Origin of the sequence: Parasphingomonas zepuensis, assembly GCF_036663735.1 — a bacterium.
GTDB lineage: Bacteria > Pseudomonadota > Alphaproteobacteria > Sphingomonadales > Sphingomonadaceae > Sphingomonas.
Genome location: NZ_JAXOJO010000005.1, coordinates 229,042 through 252,153, shown reverse-complemented (window position 1 = coordinate 252,153; position 23,112 = coordinate 229,042). Strand labels below are relative to the sequence as shown.

Below are 23,112 nucleotides of genomic sequence, written 5' to 3'. Positions count from 1 at the left end.
GTGACTCAGTCCGCCGCGCCGCCGGCATTCCATTTGCCGGCGGCGTTATCGTCTCACGGCTTCACTCTCCGGCCCGAGCTCGACAGCGACATCCCGTTCGTGATGCAGCTCTACGCCTCCACCCGGGAGGCAGAGCTGGCGTCGGTGGCGTGGAGTGCTGAGGAAAAGCAGGCGTTTCTTGCCCAGCAGTTCGCGGCGCAACGCCATCATTACCGCACGGTGTTGGCCAATTGCACGTTCGAGGTGATCGAGCAGGACGGGGTGCCGGCCGGCCGTCTCTATCTGGAGGAGCATGACACCCAGATCCATGTGGTCGATATCGTGCTGGCTGCGGCCTGGCGCGGTCAGGGCGTCGGCACCGCAATATTGCGCGCGCTGATCGACCACGCCGCCACGCGGGGCCGGGGCGTCGGCATCTTTGTCGAGAAATTCAACCCTGCTCTGAGGCTCTACCGCCGGCTCGGATTTACCGAGATCGACGACACCGGCGTCTATCTTGAAATGAAGCGGCCGTTCGATCGCGCCAAGGCCGGCGTCGCATAGGACTGCCGGCGCTTTCCCCGCTGGGTCAGGTCAGTTGAAGGTCGCGCAATATTCGACGCCCTCGGCGTCCTGCGCTGATGGCACCAGGAAAATGGTCAGATCACCCATCGCCGCGTGGCGCAGCTGAACCAGCCGTTGTTCAATGACGTTCTGACTCTTCAGTCGGAACAACAGCATGAACGGTGGCCGCAACTCGTTCCCGCCTTTGGTCGGCGGGAGCGGCTCGGCGCTGGTAAGAGTCATGGCAAGCGCGGGAAGATCGTCGGCGGCAATGACGAAATCGGTGCCGATATGAGGTTCGAAATCGGCGCATTTAAGGATTTCGTCGGCCATCTGGTTCCTTCCCCGACGATGCTTTCCACCGTCCTTTCCAGAATCAACTGCCCGATCACAGCGACCTGATCAAGCGCGACTGCATCCGCGTCCGGTCGCATATGATCATCGGAGAAAAGGCAGGCCGAACTTGCCAATGATCGGGTGAGCGACGACCGCGCTCAGACGAAGCACCCGAGTTCCGCAAGGTTGGGCGCAATCGGATAGCCGGTCACCTTCACGCCGGCGGCGTCGAGCCAGGCATGGGCATCGATCGGCTTTTCTGCCCCCTTGCCCGCGCCGAAATGCAGCACGCTGGCGATCCCGCGGCGCTTGAGCATGGCGCGGGCGGCCATTGCCTGTTGCAGGCACACGGATCTGAACGGCATCCAGGGCGCCGTCGCCCGCACCGCCCAGCCGATTGATCTGGCGATGCGGGCCTGTTCGGGCCCGATACTGGCGGCCTGGCTCACCACACGTGGATCGCTGGGGGGCACGAAGGCGCCGAAGCCCTTCGCGACACGCCGGAACGGAAAGATCACGATCACTATGCGCGCGACCAGCATGCTTATGATCGCCTCGACGACGAGCAACTGGCGCCGCGGCCCCAGCAGTATCGCCGTACGGAGCTTACGGACGATCGAACGAAACTGCGCCATGCTTTTCCATTTCAGACAGGAACGTCCTGACTTCAGCCTCGCAATCCTCGGGCGAAACGGCGAATTCGCGCTGCAGCTCGGTGCAGACGGTGGCGATGTCGCTGGGCTTCTCGATCAGATCCCAGATCCGGGCGCCGACTTCGTTGACCCCGATATATTTGCCGTGTTCGATGCTCATCATCATGACTTCGTCGCCCACCCGGGCGCTGAGCCAGTCTCCCTTGCGCTCGATCAAACCGCCGTCCCTTCATCATGGGCGCCCGATACGGGATAGCCCAGGCGCGCCATCATTGCCGCATGATCCGCCTCGATCCGGGCGACCTGCCCGGGCGTGAGTTCGTCATTCCAGGCCCCCGATACACCGCGGCGAAAAAACCCGCCACCGGGTAGCGTCCGGGGCGCTTCGCGAAATCCGCGTTCGGCTTCCTGCTTCTTCAACTCGCCGAAATCAGCGAACCGCGCCGCCTGCTCCGCTTCCTGCCGGCTGACCTCGACGCCGGCAAAGGCCATTGCGCCACGGAGCACTTCGACCGTCTCGCTGTGCAGATCCTCGTAGCGGACGAGATGGATCGGCAGGTCGGTCTGGTCCAGCCAGCTCGCATTGTAACCGCTCCAGGTCGGTAATTGTTGCCGCAACTGGTTGGGCTGGCGATCCGTAACCCCGCAAAAACAGGCTCTGGCGTTCGCTATGAAGCCGATCGCCTCGTCGAGCGTCTGGTTGTTGTGATTGGCCAGGCTCGGCGCCACGTCGCGCGGATCGCGGACGATCAGGATCGCGCCGTCCGCGCCCTTGCGCCCGCCGAGCAGCGGCTCGCCGCTGCGCGTATAGGTCCAGGCGTCATGAGTCTTGACGAAGCGGGTGTCGCCGATGCGGGTTTCCCGTTCCTCCGGATCGTCCTGTTCGGCACCCCGGGCAAGCGCCTCATAGACGCGGGGACGCAGCTGATCGCACTCCTCGTGCGTCAACAGTCCGGACGGGAACAGCATCGCATTGTCGAACCAGGCACGCGCGCTGGCGATGCCGCCGCGTTCGGGAAGATCGTTGATGTCGACCGGCTTTTCCCGGCCGAGATTCGCCACCAGCATCCGGAACCAGGTGTTGCCCGATTTCGGATATGAGGCGAGCCAGAAGGTTCGCCTCAAGCTGCGCGCTCCAGGCCGAGTTCGCGCCAATGCGCCTCTAGCCAGCCGATCACCTCGGGGAAGCATTTGAAATGCATCTCGCGCGTCAGGGTGAAGACGCCGGCGCGTTGCGAGATCGTCGCGGCCGCCTGAAAATAGAGCCCCGTCTGCGCCATCCGCCGCACCATCGCCGGGCGATAGGCGTTGTTGCGCACCATCAATCCGCCATCCACGATATTGGGCCGCGCTATCCCCGGCATGTTGGGCGGCCGTGCCTCGCGCAGCACATAGATCGCAGCGAGCGGCAAAGCGGCGGCGGTGGCTGCCCGTGGCTCGACATAATATTTCTCGATCTGCGGCCGCACGGGGACGCTGCGGCGCTCGGCCAGCGACAGGCGATCGATCGAATTCTGCCACAGCTTGAGCTGGCGGCCATCGGGCTCGACCCATGGTGTGCCGTCGGAATGAATCGAGATGCCGCAGAAATCGTCGGTCACCAGGTCATATCCGGAGTCGACCAGCGCCGCCGCGAGCGTCGATTTGCCGGCTCCGGACGGGCCGCAGAACAGGATCGCCGAATCCCCCACACGCACGGCGCTCGCATGGAGCACGATCCGGCCGCGCTGATGGAGCAGCACGCCGAAGCCGGTGCTGCTGAGGAAGATCGCTGCCTCCTGCGGGGAGGTGCCGTCTTCCGGCTCGTACACGATCTCGCGCCCGCCGATCAGGAGCATGCGGATCACACCGGGAATTGCGAGGAGGAAGCGATCGCCGGCCAACTGCCAGTTGGGACCAGTCGTGCCGGCATCCTCCAGATTGGCTGGTACCGCGCCGGCGTGGATCACGACATCGACTTGCCCGGGCCCGGATTCGGACTGGATCAGGCCGGGCAAAGCAAGGTCGCTGGCGACGCTCAACCCGGAAACGAGATAGGAAAACAAGACAATCACCCCCGCGATGTCGGTAGCCAGCGGCGCTTGGTGCGATGCCGAGCGGGTTGTGGCCAATCTGCGGGTGGGACGCAACCACCGGATGGGCCTTCGCCCGCGCAAGCTTTTCCGCCGGTCACTGGCGCAGCGCGTGCCGCTGCGGCATGATCCGCCGATGAATCCGATTTATGCATCGCTCGGCACCACCATCTTCGAGGCCATGTCAGCGCGCGCGCGGGAGACCGGGGCGATCAATCTGGGCCAGGGCTTTCCCGACGGCCGCGGACCGGAGGATGTGCTGGCCGAGGCAGCGCGTGCGCTGCTCGAGGACTCCAATCAATATCCGCCGATGCCCGGTACCGCTGCATTGCGCCAGGCTGTCACCGATCACTACCGCGTGCATCAGGGGCTCGATCTGTCGCCGCAGGAAGTGATCGTCACCTCGGGCGCTACCGAGGCGCTGGCGGCAGCTATCCTCGCGCTCGTCACGCCCGGCGACGAAGTGGTGATGTTCCAGCCGCTCTACGACGCCTATCTGCCGCTGGTCGAGCGCGCAGGGGGCGTAGCGCGGCTGGTCCGGCTCGAGCCGCCCGAATGGCGGATCACAGCAGAGGCGCTGGCGGCCGCAGCGGGCCCGCGCACCAGGCTGCTCATTCTCAACAATCCGCTCAACCCGACCGGCACTATGCTGACGGCGGAGGAATTGTCGCTGCTCGCCGATTTCTGCATCAGCCACGATGCGATCGCGATCTGTGACGAGGTGTGGGAGCATGTCGTATTCGACGGAGCCGTGCACCGTCCTTTGATCGGCGTGCCCGGCATGCGCGAACGGACGGTCAAGATCGGGTCGGCCGGCAAGATCTTCTCGCTGACCGGGTGGAAGGTCGGGTGGATGTGCGCCGCCCCACCGATCGCCCAAGTGCTGGCCAAGGCGCACCAGTTCCTGACCTTCACCACGCCGCCCAACCTCCAGGCCGGTGCGGCCTATGGGCTGGGCAAGGACCCGGCCTATTTCACCCAGATGCGCGCCGGCTACCAGCGCTCGCGCGACCGGCTCGCGTCAGGCCTGGAAAAGCTCGGCTATGCCGTGCTGCCCAGCGCCGCGACCTATTTCCTCGCGATCGATCTGCCGCGTTCGGGCGTGAACATGGATGACGTCCAGTTCTGCAACTGGCTGATCGAAGAGGCAGGGGTGGTATCGGTGCCCTTCTCCGCCTTCTACGCAAAGGACCCGGTGACGAGCGTGGTGCGGCTCTGCTTCGCCAAGCAGGATGCGACGCTCGATGCGGCGCTGGAGCGCATGGTGAAGCGGCCGTGACTTCTTAAAGCCCCTCCCCTTCAGGGGTTGGGGTGGGGCAGTGCCTCAAGTGATGTGGGCGAGGTGGGTGAGTCACCCTTTCCAAAGGGAAAGGGGCTTGAGAAGCTCAGACCTTCTCCACCAACCCACGCTCGGTCAGATACCCCGTCACCAGTCGCGCGGGTGTCACATCGAACGCCGGGTTAGCCGCCCGCGATGCCGTCACGCGGATGCTCCCGCCCTCGCCGACGACATGGGTAACCTCATCCCCGCTGCGCTCCTCGATCGGCACGTCCGCGCCCGTGGCCGTCCCCGCATCGAAGGTCGTGTAGGGCAGCGCCACGTAGAAGGGCACGTCATTGTCCTTCGCCGCCAGCGCCTTCAGATAGGTGCCGATCTTGTTGCACACATCGCCGTTCGCGGTGACCCGGTCAGTGCCGACGATCACTGCGTCGACCTGCCCCTGCATCATCAGATGCCCGCCGGCATTGTCGGCTATCACGGTGTGCGGCACGCCATGCCCCGCCAGTTCGAACGCGGTGAGCAAGGCGCCCTGGTTGCGCGGGCGCGTCTCGTCGACCCAGACATGCACCGGGATGCCCGCATCATGCGCGAGATAGATCGGCGCGGTCGCCGTGCCGTAATCGACCGTCGCCAGCCATCCCGCATTGCAATGTGTCAGGATATTGAGCGGGCGATCCGGGTTCTTCGCATGAAGTGCGCGGAACAGTTCGAGCCCATACTCGCCGATCGCGCGGTTGAGCTCGACGTCCTCGTCGCAGATCGCATCGGCGCGGGCAAAGGCAGCGGCGGCACGCTCGGCCGGGGGCAGGGGCCGGACCGCCTCGACCACCTTGTCGAGCGCCCAGCGCAGATTGACCGCGGTCGGCCGTGCGGCAAGCAAGGTCGCATAGGCGCTATCCAATGCGTCGTCCGATCCGTCCTCGGCCAGCGCCATCGCCAGGCCATAGGCCGCGGTCGCGCCGATCAGCGGTGCCCCGCGCGTCCACATCTCGCGGATCGCCCGCTCGGCGTCGGCGGCGCTGCGCAGTTCGACCCAGACGATCTTCCAGGGCAATTCGCGCTGGTCCATGATGCAGGCACCGCGCCCGTCCTCAGTGCGCCTGATCGAGCGCTGGTGCGATCCTTCGAGTTTCATGCCGTGATCTCTCCGAAGGATGCGATATCGCCTGCGCCACCGGCCCGGTCGATCAGCAATGCCTGCAGGCGGGCCGCGCGCGCCGCGGTGATTTCCTCCGGCGTATCCGACAGGAACAGCACGTCCTGCGGATCGAACCCGATCGCCCCGGCGATCGCGGCATAGGATGCGGCCTCGCGCTTCGGCCCGGTGGTGGTGTCGAAATAGCCCGAGAAGAGCGGCGTCAGGTCGCCCGCGTCGCTATGCCCGAACAACAATTTCTGCGCCGCGACCGATCCCGAGGAAAACACGTACAGCGCGATCCCCGCCTCATGCCAGCGCCGCAATGCCCCCGCCGCATCGGCATAAATATGCCCGGTGAACGCACCCTCGCGATAGCCGTCGGCCCAGATCATTCCCTGCAACGTCTTGAGCGGGGTCGCCTTGCGGTCCTCGTCGATCCAGCGGATCAGCGTCGCCACCGGATCGCCCGCCTCGGTCGCCGCCACTTCGGCCAGGATCGGCGCGGCCGCGTCCGGATGCGCCGCGACGAATGCCGGCAACCGCGCGCGCGCATAGGGAAACAGCGTCTCCGCCACGAAGGCGATGCTCGAGGTCGTGCCCTCGATATCGGTCAGGATCGCGCGCGGCATTCAGGCAGGGATCGGCTCGTGGCGCGGAAAGCGGTCCGCGATGGCGTCGCCGGTGAAGCGCGCGACCCAGCCATCGGGGTTCACGAACAGCCGGATCGCCGTGAAGCGTGGTGCCGCCCCCATGTCGAACCAGTGCTTCATGCCCGCGGGCACGGAGATCAGGTCGCCCGTGGTGCACAGCATGTTGAACACCCGGCCGCCCTCATGCAGCGTGAACAGCCCTTCGCCGTCGACGAAGAAGCGAACTTCGTCCTCGCCATGCGTATGCTCGGACAGAAATCTCCCGCGCAACGTCGCGCGATCCGGATGATCCGGCGTCAGGGCGACCACATCGACTGACCGATATCCCGCCTCGGCCTTCAACGTCTCGATCTCGGCGGCATAGACCTGGAGGATCGCTGCCGGGTCCGGCAGCGGCCGGGTCGGCCAGCGCTCGAAGCGCACGCCGATCGTCGCCAGCTCCGCGGCGATCGTCGCTTCGTCGGACGTGTCGAGCAGCGGGATTGACCCGTCGCTTTCGTCGAACACCTGCAAATGGCTCATCGTGTGCTCCCTTGCCGGAAACTGATTTCCGCCAGCTCGGCGGCGATCATCCACTCGACCGCTTCGATCACGCGCTCCGCCTCGGCCATGTCGCGGCCCCAGCCGTACAGGCCGTGGCTGCGGATAAGATAAGCCGGCGCCGCGCCCGGCGCCAGCAGCCGCGGTGCGATCAGAGCGTCGATCACGGGCATGTCCTGGCTGTTGTCGACGATCGGCAGGCTGATTTCCGTCTCATGGGTGGCGATGCCGGGCAGCGCCTTGAGCATCTCATGGCCCGCGAGCGTATAGCCGGCAGCATCGGCGAACGCGCGGCTCAGCCCGACGGCGGCAGGGGAGTGGCTGTGCAGCACCGCGTCGGCATCGGGAAAATCGCGGTAGATGGCCAAGTGCAGCGCCGTCTCGGCCGAAGGCTTCTTGCCGTCAAGCGATGCCCCCGCCGCATCGACCCGCATCACATCGTCCTCGGTCAGCCGCCCCTTGTGCCGGCCCGAAACCGTCACCGCAAAGGTCCCGTCCTCCAGCCGCATCGAATAATTACCGGCGGTGGCCGGCGCCCAGCCCTTGCCGTCGAGCCAGCGCCCCACCGCGACGATCGCAGCCCTCGCGTCGGCAAGCGTAGTGGCGGCCATGGACGCGCGTCCTCAAGGAAGATGGAGCGGGTAGCGGGAATCGAACCCGCGTATTCAGCTTGGAAGGCTGCTGCACTACCATTGTGCTATACCCGCAAGTTACTGAATTGCCTTCAGTTCTTTCACGCCGCCCCGGCCCGTCTACAAACCGTTTTGCAGCGATGCGGTTGCCTAGTGCCACGGCGGTTGCAGCCTGGTCAACATAGACCTTGCGAATCTGGCCGACCCACTTCGGTGACGCCCATGACACCTGCCGTCAGCGCTATCGCGACGGATCATGCGAGCGCCGAAAAGAAAATCTTTTTAAATCATTGGCATGGTTCACCCGGCGCCGTTTTCTCGTGATGGGGGATGAACGCGACATTTAAGAAATGCGTAAGTCAAAAAGCGCATAGTACCTTGGGGCGGGCATGTCGGAGTTAGCATGAGTTGGGGCGCGGGTATTCTGAAGGGCCATGATCCCGCGCTAGATGGACTCCGCGCTATTGCCGTATTTTCAGTAATCAATGTTCATCTCAACGAAGATTTATTTCCTGGTGGCTGGCTGGGGGTAGATATATTTTTTGTATTGAGCGGATTTTTGATTACCGGTATTATCAATGATGAGATCGATAGAACTGGTACCATAAATCTAAAGAGATTTTTCATAAGACGAGCACTTCGACTCACGCCGGCTCTATGGCTATTGCTTTGTGCTGCCATAGCGCTGATCATGATTGGGTCGAGTAATCACTCTGCCGCGGCGTGGTCCGTCGTATATGCCGCGACCTATCTGATGAACTGGTGCAGGGCGCTTGGTTGGGGAAACGGATGGGCTCTCGCCCATACTTGGTCGCTCGCCATCGAAGAGCAATTTTACCTCGTCTGGCCGTTTCTTCTGTTACGATTCGCAACCTTTGGGCACCGGTTGAAGCTGACCAGCCTGTTACTGTTCATCGCGATCGGGTGGCGTGTCTATCTTATCAACTCGGGCGCGTCGTCTGAGCGGATCTACAACGGTTTCGACACGCATGCAGATTCGCTCGTGATCGGCTCAATGCTGTCCATGGCCCGCTTACCCGAGCGGTTCGAACGGGTGGTGGTGATGGCGACCCCTTTGACGATCACAAGCCTGCTCATCATCCTTTTCACACTGCCGTATCAGACGATGACGGCTTTGTTGGTTGGCTATCCCATGGTCGCCATGTTGAGTGTTGCCCTCATTATATCGGCGCAGCAGCCCGGCTGGTTTCGCAACGTGCTCTCCATTCCAGTCCTAGTTTACTGCGGCAAGATTTCTTATGGCATCTATCTCTGGCACTATCTGCTGATTTCGGCATGGAATACGCGACTTCCTGAAAATCTGGCATTTGTTTCAGCACTGTTGTCGATCGGCGTAGCGATCATTTCCTATGAATTGGTGGAAAAACGGTTCGTAAAGCTGAAGGACAAGTGGGCACCGAAACAGGGCGCGAAGCCAGAAGGAGAGTCGTTGCTGTCGCTCCCCGTCGCCGCCCCGGTCGCGCTTGTGGCTGACATCGTCCGACCTTCGGCACCTTAGGTTGACCCAATCACCACAGTCAGTTTCTTTTCGTATATTCACCTCGCATTGAGCGCAGATCAGCGAAGCTGCTCCGCCAGATAGTCGATGAACACCCGCACGCGCGCCGGCATGATCGTCCCGCCGACGAACAGCGCGTGGATCGGCTCCCGGTCGCCGGGATTATAGGCGTCGAGCAGCGATACCAGGCGCCCGGCCGCGATATCCTCCGCGACATGGAAGGTGCCGACTCGCGCGATGCCGATTCCCTCGCGGGCCAGCTGCGCGACGGTCTCGCCATTGTTCGCTTCGACATTGCCCGACACCGCCAATTCGAAAACCTGACCGTCGCGCCGGAAAGGCCAGGCCGGTTCGACCCGGCGGAAATTGAAGGCGATGCAATTGTGGCGCATCAAGTCCTCGGGTTCGAGCGGCATGCCGTGGCGATCGAGATAGGCCGGCGCGGCTACGATCGATCGCCCGCTGTCTCCCAGCCGCCGCGCGACCAGATTGCTGTCGGACAAGGGCCCGATGCGGATCGCGACATCGGCGCGTTCCTCGACCAGGTCGATCGTCGCATCGGTCAGGCTGATATCGACCAGGATATCGGGATAGCGCTCCAGGAACCCGCGCAGCAGCGGCACGATGAACAGCCGCCCATGCGCCAGCGTCGCGCTGACCCGCAGCCGCCCGCGCGGCGCTGCCTGATCGGCCACCGCGCGCTCCGATTCGTCCAGATCCTTCAGGATGCGCTGCGCCGCGCGGAGATAGGCCTCCCCCTCCGGCGTCAACGCCAGCGCGCGGGTCGTTCGCACTATCAGCCGCACCCCCAGCCGCGCCTCGATGCGCGCCACGATCCGGCTCACCGCTGACGGGGTCAGCCCGAGCAACCGCCCGGCGGCTGAGAAGCTGCCGCGCTCGATGACGGCGGCAAACACCTCCATCTCGCCGGAACGGTCGATCCAGTCGCGCGCCATTTGTGCTCCTGCATCACAGATGCTTGTCCGATGGCCTCTCTACCGCCCGGTGCCCGGTTCCGCCACCTGTGACGGGGACAATGGGGCCACGGCTGTGCCGTGCTATCGCTCGCCGGGTCCGCGCGACGGCCGCTAGGCCTTGGCTTCCCCATATCGCCCGGTCTGCTCGCGCATCGCTTCCTCGCGCTCCTGTAGTTCGGGCGTAAAGGCATCGCCGAAGTCGGCGGCCTCGAAGACCGGCCTGATTTCGATCTCGTGGTGATCGCCGTCGGGATTGGGCACGCGGCGGATCCAGTCGATCGCTTCGTCCATCGATGCGACCTGGAGCAGCCAGAAGCCGGCGATCAGTTCCCGCGTTTCGGCGAACGGGCCGTCGATCACGCTGGTCCTGTCGCCCTCGAACTTGATCCGCGCGCCTTGGGAACTCGGCTTGAGGCCCTCACCGCCCAGCATCATCCCGGCTTTCACCAGTTCCTCGTTATAGGCCGTCATCTCGGTCAGCAGCCGCTCGCTCGGCATGATGCCCGCTTCGGAGGCCGCGCTCGCCTTCATGATCACCATCACCCGCATGCCATTCTCCTTTCGGGAGCGATCCCGGGATGCTCCATCCCGCGCAGATACACTCTCCCGACACGTCGAACGAGCGAAGCCGGAATCGACAGGCCAGCGAAATTTTTTTGAAGGCTCGGCCGAACTAGCGTCCCGCCGTCGCGCGAATCCTAGAAGCGCAGCTCGTCATACACTTTGGAAACGTCGCCGCCCCACACGCCGTGATAGCGATCGAGCAACAGCTGCGCCGGCACCTTGCCCGATCGCACGATCTCGCGCAGCGGATCGAGGAAGCCGGTCTCGTTGCTGCCCGATGCATCGACGCGGTTGCGCGCCGTCAGCCCGGCATTGGCGATGTCGAGCACTTCGCCCGCGATATCGCGCAACCTGCCGCCGCCCGGGATCGGCGCATCCAGCGCCAGTTTCGGCACTGCATCGCGCAGCGCCTGGCGCTCGTCGATCGTCCAGTGTTTCACCACGTCCCACGCCGCGTCGAGCGCGGTGCCGTCATAAAGCAGGCCGACCCACAAGGCGGGCAGGGCGCAGATCCGGCCCCAGGGCCCGCCATCGGCGCCGCGCATCTCGAGGAAAGTCTTTAGCCGCACTTCGGGAAAGGCGGTCGAGAGATGATCGTTCCAGTCGTCGAGCGTCGGCAGCTCACCCGGCAGCACCGACAGCTCACCCTTCAGGAAATCGCGAAAGCTGAGCCCGGCCGCATCGATGTACCGGCCCTCGCGATAGACGAAGTACATCGGCACATCGAGCGCATACTCGGTGTAGCGATCATAGCCGAAGCCATCCTCGAACACGAAGGGCAGCATGCCCGTGCGGGCCGGATCGGTGTCGGACCAGATATGGCTGCGATAGGAAAGCATGCCGTTCGGCTTGCCCTCGGTGAACGGCGAATTGGCGAACAGGGCGGTCGCCAGCGGCTGCAGCGCCAGCCCGACCCGGAACTTCTTCACCATGTCCGCTTCGGTCTGGTAATCGAGATTGACCTGGATCGTGCAGGTGCGGAGCATCATGTCCAGGCCCATCGATCCGACGCGCGGCATGTGCCGCAGCATGATCGCATAGCGGCCCTTGGGCATGATCGGCAGCTCGGCGCGGGTCTTGTCCGGCCACATGCCAAGGCCAAGGAAGCCGATCCCGAACTTGTCGCCGATTGCCTTCACCTGTTCCAGGTGACGGCCGGTCTCGGCGCAGGTCTCGTGCAGATTGTCGAGCGGCGCGCCCGAGAGTTCGAACTGGCCGGCCGGCTCCAGGCTGATATTGCCGTCGGCGCCAGCCAGCGCGATCACCTTTCCGCCCTCTTCGACGGGGCGCCAGCCATAATCGGTCAGCGCGGCGAGCAGGTCCTTGATCCCGCCCGGTTCGTCATAGCTCGGCGCGTGATGATCCGAGTCCGCATAGACGAATTTCTCATGCTCGGTGCCGATGCGCCAGCGATCGACCGGCTTCTCGCCCCGGGCGAAGCTCTGGACGAGTTGGTCGCGGTGCTCGATGACCGCCACGTTGCTCTTTGAAACGGTCTTCGTGCTCATCGCGGCCCTTTAGCGAGCGCAGAGGAGTGACGCTAGAGGGACGAATTCTCCTTCTCCCTCATGGGAAGAGGAAATCATCACCAGTCGCCCGCAGCCGCCATCCACAGGCTCACCGCCGCCGCGGCGGCCGTATCCGCCCGCAGAATCCGCGGCCCCAGCCCGATCCCGACAGCGTCCGGCAGCGCCCGAATCGCCGCCCGTTCCTCGCTATCGAATCCGCCCTCCGGTCCGATCAGGATCGCCCCGGGGCCCTTTGCTGCGCGCATCGCTTCCAGCGCGGGAGCCCCACCGGTCTCGTCGGCGAAAAACAGCGTTCGCCCGGCCGGCCAGTCGCGCAGCAAGGCGGCCAGCTTCACCGGCTCGGCCAGTTCGGGCACCGCGGTCCGCCCGCATTGCTCGGCCGCCTCGATCATGTGCGCGCGCAGGCGATCGAGGTTGAGCCGGTCGACCACCGTGCGCCGAGTCAGCACCGGCACCAGCCGGCCGACGCCAAGCTCGCACGCCTTCTCCACCATCCAGTCGATCCGGCCCTTCTTCAGTGGCGCGACGCACAGCCACAGATCCGGCACTTTCTCGCGCTCGCGCAGCTGCGCCGTCACGTCGAGCAGCAGGTCGCGCTTGCCGACCGCCGCCGCGATGCCGAGCCATTCGCCGCTCGTGCCATCGAACAGCTTCACCGGATCGCCCGGCTTCGTCCGCATCACGGACACCAGATAATGCGCCTGCGGGCCCTCGACGCGCAACTGCGCGCCCTGGCTCAGCTGCGTCTCGACGAACAGCCGCGGCGTTGATTGCGGGGGCCAGGCGGGGGTGGCGGGCATGCGCCGTCCTAGCCGCGAAACCGGCAACATCGCCACCCTCTTCTCCCTGTCCGGCTCTTCCCGGGAGCAGGGCACCGGTCCCGCCAGTGTCAGTGGTTTAATTCCCACTTCCCTTATATGCTTTGCCGATAACAGGTGGAGGGAAGCATGAAAGTCTGGTTCTCCGGCGGCGCCATGATCGCGGCGCTTGCGCTCGGCGGTTGCCATAATCCAGCCCCGGCGAGCGGTTCGGCGCCGTACGAGCACGGCAGATATGCTGGTATCGGCATCTACGCGGCGGATCCGCTCTGGTCGCACATGACGGTCAGCGAAAAGCCCACGAACAAGGCAGCCGCGACGATCGCCGACGATCGGACGATCATCGTCGTCGTTGACAGCAAGACCGGGGAGGTTCGTCAGTGCGGCAATATGTCGGGCTATTGCGTCGGCATGAATCCCTGGGCTGGCGCGCTCGCTTCCGGCCGAAGCGCACCGCTGAATCTCGCCAAGCACGCTGCGGAACTGGGGGACGATGAAGCAGTGGTTACCAATGAGGTGATTGCCGAGAATGCGTCCGACGGAGAGCATTGAGTCGATATTCTTATGAACGCGTTATAAAATAACGATATTATATCCAGTATAACAGCGCGAGCTCCGCAGGAGATAGGGGACATGTCAGTGTCCCCTATCTCCTGCGAGCTTGTTCGGATGTCCTCCATCCGCCGTCGATTCAACCCGCCGCGCGCCTCCGCTATTCAGCGACGATGGAAACACACATTGCCGCCGCGCGGCATCCGGCTACAGACGCGGCATGACTGCACCAGACATTGTCCCCGACACGCAGCATCGCGGCCTGGTCGGCCTGTTGCCTGCGGCCGTCCGCCCCTTCGCGCTGCTTGCCCGGTTCGATCGGCCGATCGGCTGGTGGCTGCTTTACTGGCCCTGCGCCTGGGGTGTGGCGCTGTCGGGCAATGCGCAGGGCGACTGGTGGCTGCTGTTGTGGCTGCTTGTCGGCGCGATCGCGATGCGCGGCGCGGGCTGCGTCTATAACGACATCGCCGACCGGAAGCTCGACGCCAGTGTCGAGCGCACGCGCAACCGGCCGCTTGCCAGCGGCCAGGTCACGGTGCGCGCTGCCTGGCTCTGGCTGCTCCTGCTCGTCGCAATCGGCTTTGCCGTGTGGTGGCATATCAACATCTACGCCAAGGGGCTGGCGCTGCTCACCCTGCCGCTGGTCGCCATCTACCCCTTCATGAAACGCATCACCTGGTGGCCGCAGCTCTGGCTCGGCCTGGTGTTCGCATCGGGCGCGGTGGTCGGCTTCGCCGCGGCCGAGGCCGTGATGTTCGAGCTGGCCTGGTGGAATCTCGTCTGTGCGATGGTGCTGCTCTATGCCGGGTCGATCGCCTGGGTGGTCGGCTACGACACCATCTATGCCCTGCAGGACCGCGAGGACGACGCGCTGGTCGGCATCCGTTCCTCGGCGCGCCGGCTGGGCGATCGGGTGCGTCCTGGCGTGGCGCTTTTTTATGTCGTCGCGCTCGGCTGCTGGGCGGTGGCTTTCTGGCAGGTCCGTCCCGATCCGCTCGCCTTGCTGGCGCTGGTGCCGGTCGCGCTCCATTTCGCCTGGCAGGTCGGGACGCTGGTGCCGGACGACGGGGACAATGCGCTGGCGCGTTTCCGCTCGAACCGTTTCGCCGGATTCCTGATGTTCTGCGCCTGCTTCGTCGTCGGGGTATCGTCCGCGCTGTGAGGTTCCGGGCCATCGGTCATTGCGGGAAGTGATCGCGGCCCTTAAGTCCGCGCCATGCTTACCGTAGATCAGGCGCGCGACCGCGCTCAGGATATCGTCGCCCGCGCCAAGGCCGCCGGTGCCGACGCCGCCGATGCCGTCTTCGCCGACGATACCTCGCTCGAGGTGTCAGTGCGCCTCGGCGCGCTCGAGGATGTCGGCCGCTCGGAAAATGCCGAACTCGGGCTGCGCGTGTTCGTCGGCCAGCGTTCGGCCAGCGTCTCGACCTCGCATCTGTCGAGCGATGCGATGACTGAACTGGTCGAGCGTGCGATCGCCATGGCGCGCGAGGCGCCCGAGGATGCCTGGGCCGGTCTGGCGCCGGAAAGCCGCCTGCTGCACGGCGCCCCGCCGCAGCTCGATCTCGACGATGGCGGCGCAGCCTCGCCCGAGGAACTGCGGGAAGCGGCGCTCGCCGCCGAGGACGCGGCGCGCGCGGTGCCCGGCGTCTCGAACAGCGAAGGCGGCGGCGCCAGCGCGTCGCGTTCGGTCTTCGCGCTCGCCACCAGCCACGGCTTTTCCGGCGCCTATGTCGCCACCGGCTATGGTCTGTCGGCCAGCGTGCTCGCCGGATCGGGCGGCGAGATGGTGCGCGATTACGCGCATCACTCGGCCCGCCACCGCAGCAAGCTGGAAGATGCCACGACGATCGGCACCCGCGCCGGGAATCGCGCGGTGGCGCGCCTCAATCCCGGCCGCGTCGCCAGCGGCGCGATGCCGGTGGTGTTCGATCCGCGCGTCGGCTCTAGCCTGGTCGGCCATCTGATCGGCGCGATCTCCGGCCAGTCGATCTCGCGCAAGACCAGCTTCCTGCTCGATGCGCTGGGCACGCAGATCTTCGCCCCCGGCGTCACCATCCTTGACGATCCGCATCGGCCGCAGGGACTGCGCTCGCGCCCGTTCGACGGGGAGGGCCTGCCCGTCTCCCCGGTCGAGATCGTGTCGCACGGCATGCTGGAAAACTGGCTGCTCGACAGCGCCTCGGCTCGCCAGCTGGGCCTGGAGCCGACCGGCCATGCCGCGCGCGGCGGCGGGGGCAGCCCCGGCGTCACGACCAGCAACATGCATATGGTGGCAGGTCAGGTCCCGGCGGCGACGCTGATCGCCGACATCAAGCGCGGCGTGTTCGTGACGGAACTGATCGGCATGGGCGTCAATGGCGTGACGGGTGATTACAGCCGCGGCGCCGCCGGCTTCCTGATCGAGGATGGCGAGATCACCACCCCGGTCGCCGAATTCACCATCGCGGGCAATCTGAAGGACATGTTCCTCAACCTCACCCCCGCCAACGATCTCGAATTCCGCTATGGCACCAACGTCCCCACGCTCCGCGTCGAGGGCATGACGGTGGCGAGTGGCTGAAGCGTTCGTCGAATCCCCGGGAGCGCTGGCCGACGCGATCGCTGCGATCGCGGCGGAGGCGGGCGCGCTGGCCCTGGGCAAATGGCGCACGGATTTCAAACGCTGGGAAAAGAGCCCGGGCAACCCGGTCTGCGACGTCGATCTGGAGGTCAACGCGCTGCTCCACCGGCGCCTTTCGGCCCTGCTGCCGGATGCCGGCTGGCTGTCGGAGGAGACCGTCGACAATGCCGATCGCCTCGCCCAGGCGCGCCTCTGGGTGGTCGATCCGATCGACGGCACCCGCGATTATGTGCGCGGCCGGGAAGGCTGGGCGATCTCGATCGCCCTGGTCGAGGACGGCCAGCCGCTGATCGGCGTGCTCGATGCGCCGGCGCGGGGCGAGATCTGGCGCGCCGAACTCGGCAAGGGCGCGACGCTGAACGGACTGCCGATCCGCACCGGCAACCGCTCGGTCTTTTCCGGCGCGCGCGTGCCGACCGATACCCTGCCCAAGGTCGACAGTGATCTGGTCGCGGTCGACAAGCCCAATTCGATCGCGCTGCGCATCGCGATGGTCGCCGCCGCCCAGGCCGATCTCCTTGCGACGCTGCGCTGGGGCTATGAATGGGATATCGCCGCCGCGGTGCTGATCGCAGCCGAGGCGGGCGCCTCGGTCAGCGACGCGTTCGGCGAGCCCTTGTTCTTTAACACCCCCAGCGCCCAGGCCTTTGGCGTGCTGGTGACGACGCCCGGCATTCACGACGCAGCGATCGATCGCCTGGCGGACCGCGCGAAGACGCTCGCGATCCGATAATTTCCGTCGATTCGACTGAGCGTGGAATCGGCTTCCCGCTCCGTTCGTTTCGAGCGAAGTCGAGAAGCCGCCAAGCAGCACTCAACCAATGTTTCTCGACTTCGCTCGAAACGAACGGGTCTAGCTAAAGTCATCCGCTCCAGCCGAAACGGAGGCGACGAAGACTGCGTCATTTCGGACTCGTTCCGGCATCCACCGATCCGCACACCCATCGGCACCTTGGCATCGGCGCGCACCTTGGTATCCGGCCAGCCTCACCCGGCGCTCCGGACCAGCTCGACAATGTCGACGTCATGCCCCACCCAGCCACGATGGGCGCCCGCCTCGGCCGCCAGGGCACGCGTCTTCTTCGCCTCGGCCAGCGACTTGCTGTGGCCCCAGAACACCTCGGTCTTGCCGTTGGCGAGGCGGGCGACGATCCGCCAATAATGGGTGAACTCGGTGGCGGTCGGGCCGATCGTCTTGACGTACCCGTCAGGCAGAGTCGCGGTTAGCAGATATTTCTTCTTTGCCACGCCCGCCTCAATCCGCAGCCAGCAGATCGAAGCTGGTGCGTGCCATGGTCTGCCCATTGACGATCAATTCCACCGCATGCGTACCAGGATGGTGCCGCCGCGTGCTGAAATCCTTGATCGTCTGGCGGATGCTCAGGGCAACCCACTCGCCTGCGCCGATCTCGAACGTGCGCAGCTTGAACACCTTGGCAGCGCTTTTTCCCCCGGCACGGGCGTAGTGCAGCCGGTAATCGACCACCAGTCGCTGGGGCTCCGCTGCCGTCGAGATCAGGTCGGCTGAGATGGCGACGGCATCGCCGAGCCGCACGGTCCCCGGCGCAACCGAGAAGCCCCGCACCGAAATGGCTGCGCCATGCCCCACGCCGATCAGCGCCAGCGCCCGTGGCTCGCCCTGCTTGATCAGCGTGCGCAGCGCATGGCGGACGATCCACACGGTGCAGGGATCGTCCTTCGGCCAGCTTGCCAGCCGGTCGACCAGCCAGTCGGGCCGATCCTTGGCGATATCGTTCAGATGGTTGGCGACCGATTTCCGCACATAGGCGCTGGGATCGCTTTTCAGTATCTCCAGGATCGGGGCCGCCAGCGTCGGATCGGCCTTCAGCGCCGGCACCCGCGCCGCCCAGGGGAGGCGCGGCCTGCTCCCCTCGCTGGCGAGCCGGCGGACATGCTCGTCCTCGCTGCGGCTCCACTGCGCCATCACCGCCAGCGTCCGCGCGCTGTCCCGTACGAGGAACGGGCGGATGGCGAATTCGGCTGAGCCGAAGCGGGTCAGCTCGGCCAGCGCCGCGAGCGACCGGTCGAAATCGTCCAGCCCATGCCGCGCTACGAACTCGGTCACCGCGACTGCCTGGAAGCCGTGAGTCAGGTGCGGCGCCATAGCGCGGACGATCGCAAGCGCCTCCGCATAATCGTCGGGCAGGGCCGGCCACAACGCATCGGCGATATGGCGCACCCGCTCCATGATCGACAGCGCGTCCAGCCCTCGCGAGGCTGCGTCGAGAAAGGCCGCGCGATCGAAGTGTGGAGAGGCGGCCACGCCGGCGTCGGCAATCACGGCCAGCGCTTGCCGTCCAAGAATATCCTTAAGCAAGGCAGGGCTGGCCGCTTCGTCCGTCATTTCCTGCTCATCCCTGTCGTGTCGCGGACGATCTAGCGGCTCGGCAGGGGTGAGCAACCTGCGATAGCGCCGATCGGTGCTATCCGGCTCACGACAGGAAGTCTCGAATCTCAGCTGCGATATCGGCGGGTGACTCTCCAGCGCGAAATGGCCGGTGTCGAGGAAGATCACGCGCGCCTCCGGAATGTCGCGGCGGAGCGCCTCGGCGCCGTGGTCGAGCAGGACTTCGCTCAGGTCGAAGCCTGTGAAGGACATGGCTGCACCTTGCTGTTTTCGGACCATACGCGTCGGCGCACGCGGCGGTGGTGCAGCATGAGCGTCCGCGGCAACCGGGCCAAGGTCTCGGCGCATCGCAACGGCCGGAAGGAAGCGGCGTCGTAATCTGTAATCTGCTAATGCGCGCTCATCTCGACCTTGGCGGCGGCGGAGGCGCAACCCGCCCCGTGTCGGGGCAATCGATGTTGTTGTGCGTGGAAAACCGGAAAACGCGCCCGAAATAGACTTTGTCGCCGGTCAGATGCAGATCCACGCCATATCCAATCACGGTGCACCTGTCCGTTCCGACGGGCTGAGTCCGGCAAATCCATCCTATTCCGTCCGAAGACTGGAAGCGCACGCCCTTGGTATAGACGTCGGATACGACGCAATCGCGCACTTCATCGAGAAAAGCGTCACGTGACAGGCGCCTGACCGGGCCGGGCACGCCGCCGCCAGGCATCAGGACTGTGTCGCGATCCTCGCTGATCGCCTTCAGCCGGGTCCAGTCCCTCGCCTTGAAAGCGTCGCCGATCTGCTTCGGGGTCAGTGGCTGCGGTTCCGCTGCAATGCCCGCGATTGCGATGCCGGCTGCCGCAAGGGCAACGATCCAGTGTCTCACCGAGGTCGCCTCAGGTCGAATGGCAGCATCGTGACCGCCTAACTCCCGCTCAGATCGTCGTCCCGGTACTTGATCTCCAGGAAGCGACCGCGCGTCGCGAGCAGGTTGAGATCGCCCTCGGCCAGCTGCGCCGACATCTGGCTGATTTCCTGGTCGATCAATTGCAGTCCTTCGGCCAGTTGTGTGTCCGGGGTCTTGCCGTTGCGATCCACCCCGCGCAGGGGTTCCGGCACGCGCGCATAGCCCTTGATCAGCTCGGGCAGCTGCTCGCCGATCAGCTTGCGCACTTCGGCCGCCGCCGGCTCGCGCTCGTCGAGCGTGGCGAGTTGGGGCGCGAGTGTCTCGAGCCGCACGCCGATGCCGTCGAGCAGGGTCCGCGCCGGCGCGGGCAGGGCCGGGCGCTGCGCTTCGAGCCATTGCTCGGTCTTGAGCGGCAAGGCCTTCAACGGCACCTCGGCCAGTTTCTCGGGCGTCACCGGCGCCTCGAGCGACACGAACGCGATCAGCAGCGTTACCGCCACCAGCAGCAGCCCCACCAGCAGCGCGCCGCCCATGCCGATCGGCGTGAACCAGCCGAACACGATGGTCGCGATCACGATCGCCAGGTCGGCCGTGACGATCAGGCCGGCGCGCTTGGCAAGCCCGGTGCCCTGCCGCCGGCGCTTGCGCTGCGCCAGCGCCTGCTCGCGGCGCTCGTCGAGGAATTGGGTGCTGCGCGCGATCTGGCGATCGACATCCGTCATTTACACGGCTTCCAGCTTGAAGGTTTCGCCCCCGCTGCCCGAATTCTGCGCCGCGCCTTCGGCCCGGGCGATATAGCCCTTCGACTTCTCGACTTCCTGGCCGAGCACATTGACCGTGGTCTTCATCGAATCGAGCGCCTTCAGCTTGAACGTGTCGATCGCGTCCATCGTGTCGTAGATGTTCTGGAACGCGCGTTGCAGCGTCTCGATCGGGATCGTCGCGCTCGCCGCCTGCTCATGGATCGTCGCGGTCTGGCTCTTGAGCAGCTTGCCGGTCGAATCGATGATGTTGGCGGTGGTGGTGTTCAGCGCGGTGATCTGCTCCAGCACCAGCTTCTGGTTGGTCAGCGCCTGGGCAACCGTCACGGCGGTGCGCAGCGCGGAGACGGTAGTGGTGGAGGCGCGGTCGACGCCCTTCACCAGCTCGACATTGTTCTTCTTCACCAGGTCGAGCGCCAGATAGCCCTGCACCGTCACCGCCATCTGAGTCAGCAGGTCCTGGGTGCGCTGGCGGACGTAGAAGAGCGCGCTCTCGCGGATCGCCTTGGCCTTGGCCGGATCGGTGTGGTCGAGCTCGTTGGCCTTGTCCTCGAGCCGCTCGTCCATCGTCTTGGACAGCAGGATCATCTGCTCGAGCCGACCCATCGCGTTCCACAGATTGGCGCGCTCTACGTCGATCGCCGCATTGTCCATCAGCAGCTCGTCCTTGCCGCTGCCCAGGCTCTTCAGGATCGTGGCGATGTGCGTCTGCGAGCTCTTATAGCCGTCGAAATAATCGCGCATCTTGTTGCCGAACGGGATGATCCCGAACAGCTTCTTGGGCGCGAGCAGGCTGCCCTGCTTGCCCGGATCGAGATCCTCGATAGTCCGGCGCAACTCGGCCAGGTCGGCGCCGACGCCCGATTCCTGGTTCATCGCCTTGACCGGCCGGTCGAGGAAACGGTTCGATTGCCCCGCGGCCTCGCGGATTTCCTTCTGGCCCATCGCGCTGATCGCATCGACCCGCTTGCCGAATTCGGGCGAGTTCACGTCCTGCGCGACGAGGTCGTCGATGAAGGTCTCGACTCGCGCCTGCAACTGGGTGCGCTTGCTGTCGTCGACCGGCACCAGCCCGACGGCCTTTTCGGGCGCGACTGCCGGCACCGGGTCGGGCGGGGTCAACACCAGATCGGTGGTCGCGTCTTGGGTTTCCGTCGCCATCACTCTCTCCACGCTGTCGCCGCCCTAGATGACGGTGATTCGACCGCGCTTCAAGTGTATCATTCAACTATAACACTTGTCACGCCGTGCCCCTCGCCGAGAAGAGTAGCGGAAAACCGTTGCGCAATCGATGCCGGACGCGCCAGATGCCCTACGTTGGACAAGGGGAGAGTCGGTCGATGCGCCACCTGTTGAGGAAGATCCTCGCGCTGGTCTTGATCGGCCTGCTCGCCGCGTCGGTCCAGGCCGCGGCGCAGGAGGTCGTCGATCTCAACCGCGTGCCGCCCTCGCTCGATCCCGCCCGCACCGCCAACGACCTGGCCCGCACGCCGCCGATGGGCTGGAACAGCTGGAACAAGTTCGGCTGCTCCATCAGCGAAACGACCGTCCGCTCCGTCGCCGACGCGCTCGTGTCGAGCGGAATGAAGGATGCGGGCTATAGCTATGTCGTGATCGACGATTGCTGGCACGGGGCGCGCGACAAGGATGGCTTCATCACCGCCGATGCCGCCAAATTCCCCTCCGGCATCAAGGCACTGGCCGATTACGTCCACGCGAAGGGGCTCAAGTTCGGCATCTATTCGGATGCCGGCATGAAGACCTGCGGGGGCCGCCCGGGCAGCCAGGGCCATGAATATCAGGACGCGCTCACTTATGCGCGCTGGGGCGTCGACTATCTGAAGTACGACTGGTGCTCGACCGGCTCCCGCAATGCCGAGGAAGCATATGCCCTGATGTCCGATGCGCTGAAGGCGAGCGGCCGCGATATCGTGCTCAGCATCTGCGAATGGGGGCAGAACAAGCCGTGGTTCTGGGGTGCCAAGATCGGCAATCTCTGGCGCACCACCGGTGACATCCGCGATGCCTTTACCGGCGCCGACAAGGAGCATTGGTGGACGCTCAACCTGCTCGACATCATCGATCGCAACGCGCCGCTCTGGCCCTATGCCGGCCCCGGCCACTGGAACGATCCCGACATGCTCGAGGTCGGCAATGGCGGCATGACCGACACCGAATATCGCAGCCATTTCAGCCTGTGGGCGCTGATGGCCGCGCCGCTGATGGCCGGCAACGATATCGCCGCGATGAGCCCCGAGACGCGCGCGATCCTGCTCAACGGGGACGTGATCGCGATCGACCAGGATCCGCTTGGTATCCAGGGCCGGCGCGTACGCGACGATGGCGACCAGGAAGTCTGGTCCCGCCCGCTGGCCGATGGCGGCCGCGCGGTGATCCTGTTCAACCGCGGCGCGGCGCCGGCGGCGATCGCGGTCGACTGGACCGAACTCGGCTATCCGCGCGGGATGAAGGCCGAGGTGCGGGACCTGTGGGCGCACAAGTCGCTCGGGCGCAAATCCGGCAGCTTCTCGGCGGCGGTCGCGCCGCACGGCGTGGTGATGGTGCGCCTGCTGCCCTGACCGATCGATCGGCGGCTTCGTAGCGGTCTTGTCACATCCACCCTTTCCGCGACGCAGCAATTGCGCTATCGGCCCCGCAAC

The 23,112-nt window shown here is 65.3% G+C and carries 27 protein-coding genes and 1 tRNA gene; 9 read left to right on the top strand and 19 right to left on the bottom strand.

What is annotated here, in order from left to right; genetic code table 11:
* Positions 1-543, top strand: a complete 543-nt coding sequence (locus U1769_RS19195; protein ID WP_332719266.1) for a GNAT family N-acetyltransferase — start codon at positions 1-3, stop codon at positions 541-543.
* 30 nt (positions 544-573) lie between these two features.
* On the opposite strand, the gene U1769_RS19190 is transcribed toward U1769_RS19195, so the two are convergent.
* The 5 genes from U1769_RS19190 to U1769_RS19170 all read right to left on the bottom strand — a co-directional run bounded on the left by U1769_RS19190 (position 574) and on the right by U1769_RS19170 (position 3,586).
* Complete coding sequence (locus U1769_RS19190) at positions 574-876, bottom strand: DUF6916 family protein (protein WP_332719264.1); 303 nt, start codon at positions 874-876, stop codon at positions 574-576.
* 161 nt (positions 877-1,037) lie between these two features.
* Positions 1,038-1,514 (bottom strand): lasso peptide biosynthesis B2 protein, encoded by a 477-nt coding sequence (locus U1769_RS19185; RefSeq protein WP_332719262.1) that lies wholly within the window; start codon positions 1,512-1,514, stop codon positions 1,038-1,040.
* On the bottom strand, positions 1,486-1,749 hold the full coding sequence (locus tag U1769_RS19180; protein ID WP_332719260.1) for a PqqD family peptide modification chaperone: 264 nt from the start codon (positions 1,747-1,749) through the stop codon (positions 1,486-1,488). The genes U1769_RS19185 and U1769_RS19180 overlap by 29 nt, the downstream gene beginning before the upstream one ends.
* Positions 1,746-2,657, bottom strand: a complete 912-nt coding sequence (locus tag U1769_RS19175; protein WP_332719258.1) for a sulfotransferase domain-containing protein — start codon at positions 2,655-2,657, stop codon at positions 1,746-1,748. The genes U1769_RS19180 and U1769_RS19175 overlap by 4 nt, the downstream gene beginning before the upstream one ends.
* Positions 2,654-3,586: an HPr kinase/phosphorylase gene (locus tag U1769_RS19170; RefSeq protein ID WP_332719256.1), complete on the bottom strand. Its 933-nt coding sequence runs from the start codon at positions 3,584-3,586 to the stop codon at positions 2,654-2,656. The genes U1769_RS19175 and U1769_RS19170 overlap by 4 nt, the downstream gene beginning before the upstream one ends.
* Before the next feature lie 154 nt (positions 3,587-3,740).
* Here U1769_RS19170 and U1769_RS19165 point away from each other — a divergent pair, with 154 nt between their 5' ends.
* Positions 3,741-4,883 (top strand): aminotransferase, encoded by a 1,143-nt coding sequence (locus U1769_RS19165; RefSeq protein WP_332719837.1) that lies wholly within the window; start codon positions 3,741-3,743, stop codon positions 4,881-4,883.
* A gap of 106 nt (positions 4,884-4,989) precedes the next feature.
* Here U1769_RS19165 and mtnA read toward each other — a convergent pair whose 3' ends face one another.
* The 5 genes from mtnA to U1769_RS19140 all read right to left on the bottom strand — a co-directional run bounded on the left by mtnA (position 4,990) and on the right by U1769_RS19140 (position 7,921).
* Positions 4,990-6,021 (bottom strand): S-methyl-5-thioribose-1-phosphate isomerase, encoded by a 1,032-nt coding sequence (gene mtnA / locus U1769_RS19160; protein WP_332719254.1) that lies wholly within the window; start codon positions 6,019-6,021, stop codon positions 4,990-4,992.
* The gene (gene mtnC / locus U1769_RS19155) at positions 6,018-6,653 is read right to left on the bottom strand and encodes an acireductone synthase (protein ID WP_332719252.1); all 636 of its coding nucleotides are present in this window, start codon (positions 6,651-6,653) and stop codon (positions 6,018-6,020) included. Before mtnC ends, mtnA begins: the two co-directional genes overlap by 4 nt.
* Positions 6,654-7,196: a 1,2-dihydroxy-3-keto-5-methylthiopentene dioxygenase gene (locus tag U1769_RS19150; protein ID WP_332719250.1), complete on the bottom strand. Its 543-nt coding sequence runs from the start codon at positions 7,194-7,196 to the stop codon at positions 6,654-6,656.
* Positions 7,193-7,825, bottom strand: coding sequence for a methylthioribulose 1-phosphate dehydratase (locus tag U1769_RS19145; RefSeq protein WP_332719248.1), 633 nt, complete (start codon positions 7,823-7,825; stop codon positions 7,193-7,195). The genes U1769_RS19150 and U1769_RS19145 overlap by 4 nt, the downstream gene beginning before the upstream one ends.
* 22 nt (positions 7,826-7,847) lie before the next feature.
* Positions 7,848-7,921 (bottom strand) — tRNA-Gly (locus U1769_RS19140).
* Between the two features lie 328 nt (positions 7,922-8,249).
* Between U1769_RS19140 and U1769_RS19135 the strand changes: the two genes are divergently transcribed.
* On the top strand, positions 8,250-9,365 hold the full coding sequence (locus U1769_RS19135) for an acyltransferase family protein (protein WP_332719246.1): 1,116 nt from the start codon (positions 8,250-8,252) through the stop codon (positions 9,363-9,365).
* A gap of 59 nt (positions 9,366-9,424) precedes the next feature.
* Here the strand turns inward: U1769_RS19135 and U1769_RS19130 are convergent, their stop codons facing one another.
* The 4 genes from U1769_RS19130 to U1769_RS19115 all read right to left on the bottom strand — a co-directional run bounded on the left by U1769_RS19130 (position 9,425) and on the right by U1769_RS19115 (position 13,235).
* Positions 9,425-10,321 carry a LysR family transcriptional regulator gene (locus U1769_RS19130; protein ID WP_332719244.1) on the bottom strand — a complete coding sequence of 299 codons (897 nt, stop codon included), beginning with the start codon at positions 10,319-10,321 and terminating at the stop codon, positions 9,425-9,427.
* 132 nt (positions 10,322-10,453) lie between these two features.
* Positions 10,454-10,891 carry a YciI family protein gene (locus U1769_RS19125; protein ID WP_332719242.1) on the bottom strand — a complete coding sequence of 146 codons (438 nt, stop codon included), beginning with the start codon at positions 10,889-10,891 and terminating at the stop codon, positions 10,454-10,456.
* Between the two features lie 149 nt (positions 10,892-11,040).
* Positions 11,041-12,414 (bottom strand): glutamate--cysteine ligase, encoded by a 1,374-nt coding sequence (locus tag U1769_RS19120; protein WP_332719241.1) that lies wholly within the window; start codon positions 12,412-12,414, stop codon positions 11,041-11,043.
* Between the two features lie 77 nt (positions 12,415-12,491).
* Positions 12,492-13,235, bottom strand: a complete 744-nt coding sequence (locus U1769_RS19115; RefSeq protein WP_332719240.1) for a 16S rRNA (uracil(1498)-N(3))-methyltransferase — start codon at positions 13,233-13,235, stop codon at positions 12,492-12,494.
* A 147-nt stretch (positions 13,236-13,382) separates the two neighbouring features.
* Between U1769_RS19115 and U1769_RS19110 the strand changes: the two genes are divergently transcribed.
* The 4 genes from U1769_RS19110 to U1769_RS19095 all read left to right on the top strand — a co-directional run bounded on the left by U1769_RS19110 (position 13,383) and on the right by U1769_RS19095 (position 17,161).
* Positions 13,383-13,805 (top strand): hypothetical protein, encoded by a 423-nt coding sequence (locus U1769_RS19110; protein WP_332719239.1) that lies wholly within the window; start codon positions 13,383-13,385, stop codon positions 13,803-13,805.
* A gap of 220 nt (positions 13,806-14,025) precedes the next feature.
* Positions 14,026-14,967 (top strand): 4-hydroxybenzoate octaprenyltransferase, encoded by a 942-nt coding sequence (ubiA, locus tag U1769_RS19105; RefSeq protein ID WP_332719238.1) that lies wholly within the window; start codon positions 14,026-14,028, stop codon positions 14,965-14,967.
* A 54-nt stretch (positions 14,968-15,021) separates the two neighbouring features.
* Positions 15,022-16,368: a TldD/PmbA family protein gene (locus tag U1769_RS19100; RefSeq protein WP_332719236.1), complete on the top strand. Its 1,347-nt coding sequence runs from the start codon at positions 15,022-15,024 to the stop codon at positions 16,366-16,368.
* Positions 16,361-17,161 (top strand): 3'(2'),5'-bisphosphate nucleotidase CysQ, encoded by an 801-nt coding sequence (locus tag U1769_RS19095; RefSeq protein ID WP_332719234.1) that lies wholly within the window; start codon positions 16,361-16,363, stop codon positions 17,159-17,161. The genes U1769_RS19100 and U1769_RS19095 overlap by 8 nt, the downstream gene beginning before the upstream one ends.
* A gap of 254 nt (positions 17,162-17,415) precedes the next feature.
* Here the strand turns inward: U1769_RS19095 and U1769_RS19090 are convergent, their stop codons facing one another.
* Positions 17,416-17,676, bottom strand: coding sequence for a hypothetical protein (locus U1769_RS19090; protein WP_332719232.1), 261 nt, complete (start codon positions 17,674-17,676; stop codon positions 17,416-17,418).
* Between the two features lie 7 nt (positions 17,677-17,683).
* Positions 17,684-19,048, bottom strand: coding sequence for a DNA alkylation repair protein (locus U1769_RS19085; protein WP_332719229.1), 1,365 nt, complete (start codon positions 19,046-19,048; stop codon positions 17,684-17,686).
* Here U1769_RS19085 and U1769_RS25660 point away from each other — a divergent pair.
* A complete protein-coding gene (locus U1769_RS25660; protein WP_443030412.1) occupies positions 18,941-19,174 on the top strand; it encodes a CGNR zinc finger domain-containing protein in 234 nt (77 codons plus the stop codon). The genes U1769_RS19085 and U1769_RS25660 overlap by 108 nt on opposite strands.
* 22 nt (positions 19,175-19,196) lie before the next feature.
* Here the strand turns inward: U1769_RS25660 and U1769_RS19080 are convergent, their stop codons facing one another.
* Genes U1769_RS19080 through U1769_RS19070 form a run of 3 tightly spaced genes read right to left on the bottom strand, consistent with a single transcriptional unit; the run spans position 19,197 to position 21,613 of the window.
* Positions 19,197-19,670: a hypothetical protein gene (locus U1769_RS19080; RefSeq protein WP_332719227.1), complete on the bottom strand. Its 474-nt coding sequence runs from the start codon at positions 19,668-19,670 to the stop codon at positions 19,197-19,199.
* A gap of 38 nt (positions 19,671-19,708) precedes the next feature.
* The gene (locus tag U1769_RS19075) at positions 19,709-20,413 is read right to left on the bottom strand and encodes a hypothetical protein (RefSeq protein WP_332719225.1); all 705 of its coding nucleotides are present in this window, start codon (positions 20,411-20,413) and stop codon (positions 19,709-19,711) included.
* Complete coding sequence (locus U1769_RS19070; RefSeq protein WP_332719223.1) at positions 20,414-21,613, bottom strand: toxic anion resistance protein; 1,200 nt, start codon at positions 21,611-21,613, stop codon at positions 20,414-20,416. It lies immediately after the preceding gene.
* A gap of 179 nt (positions 21,614-21,792) precedes the next feature.
* Between U1769_RS19070 and U1769_RS19065 the strand changes: the two genes are divergently transcribed.
* Positions 21,793-23,031 (top strand): glycoside hydrolase family 27 protein, encoded by a 1,239-nt coding sequence (locus U1769_RS19065; protein ID WP_332719221.1) that lies wholly within the window; start codon positions 21,793-21,795, stop codon positions 23,029-23,031.
* Positions 23,032-23,112 lie beyond the last annotated feature (81 nt).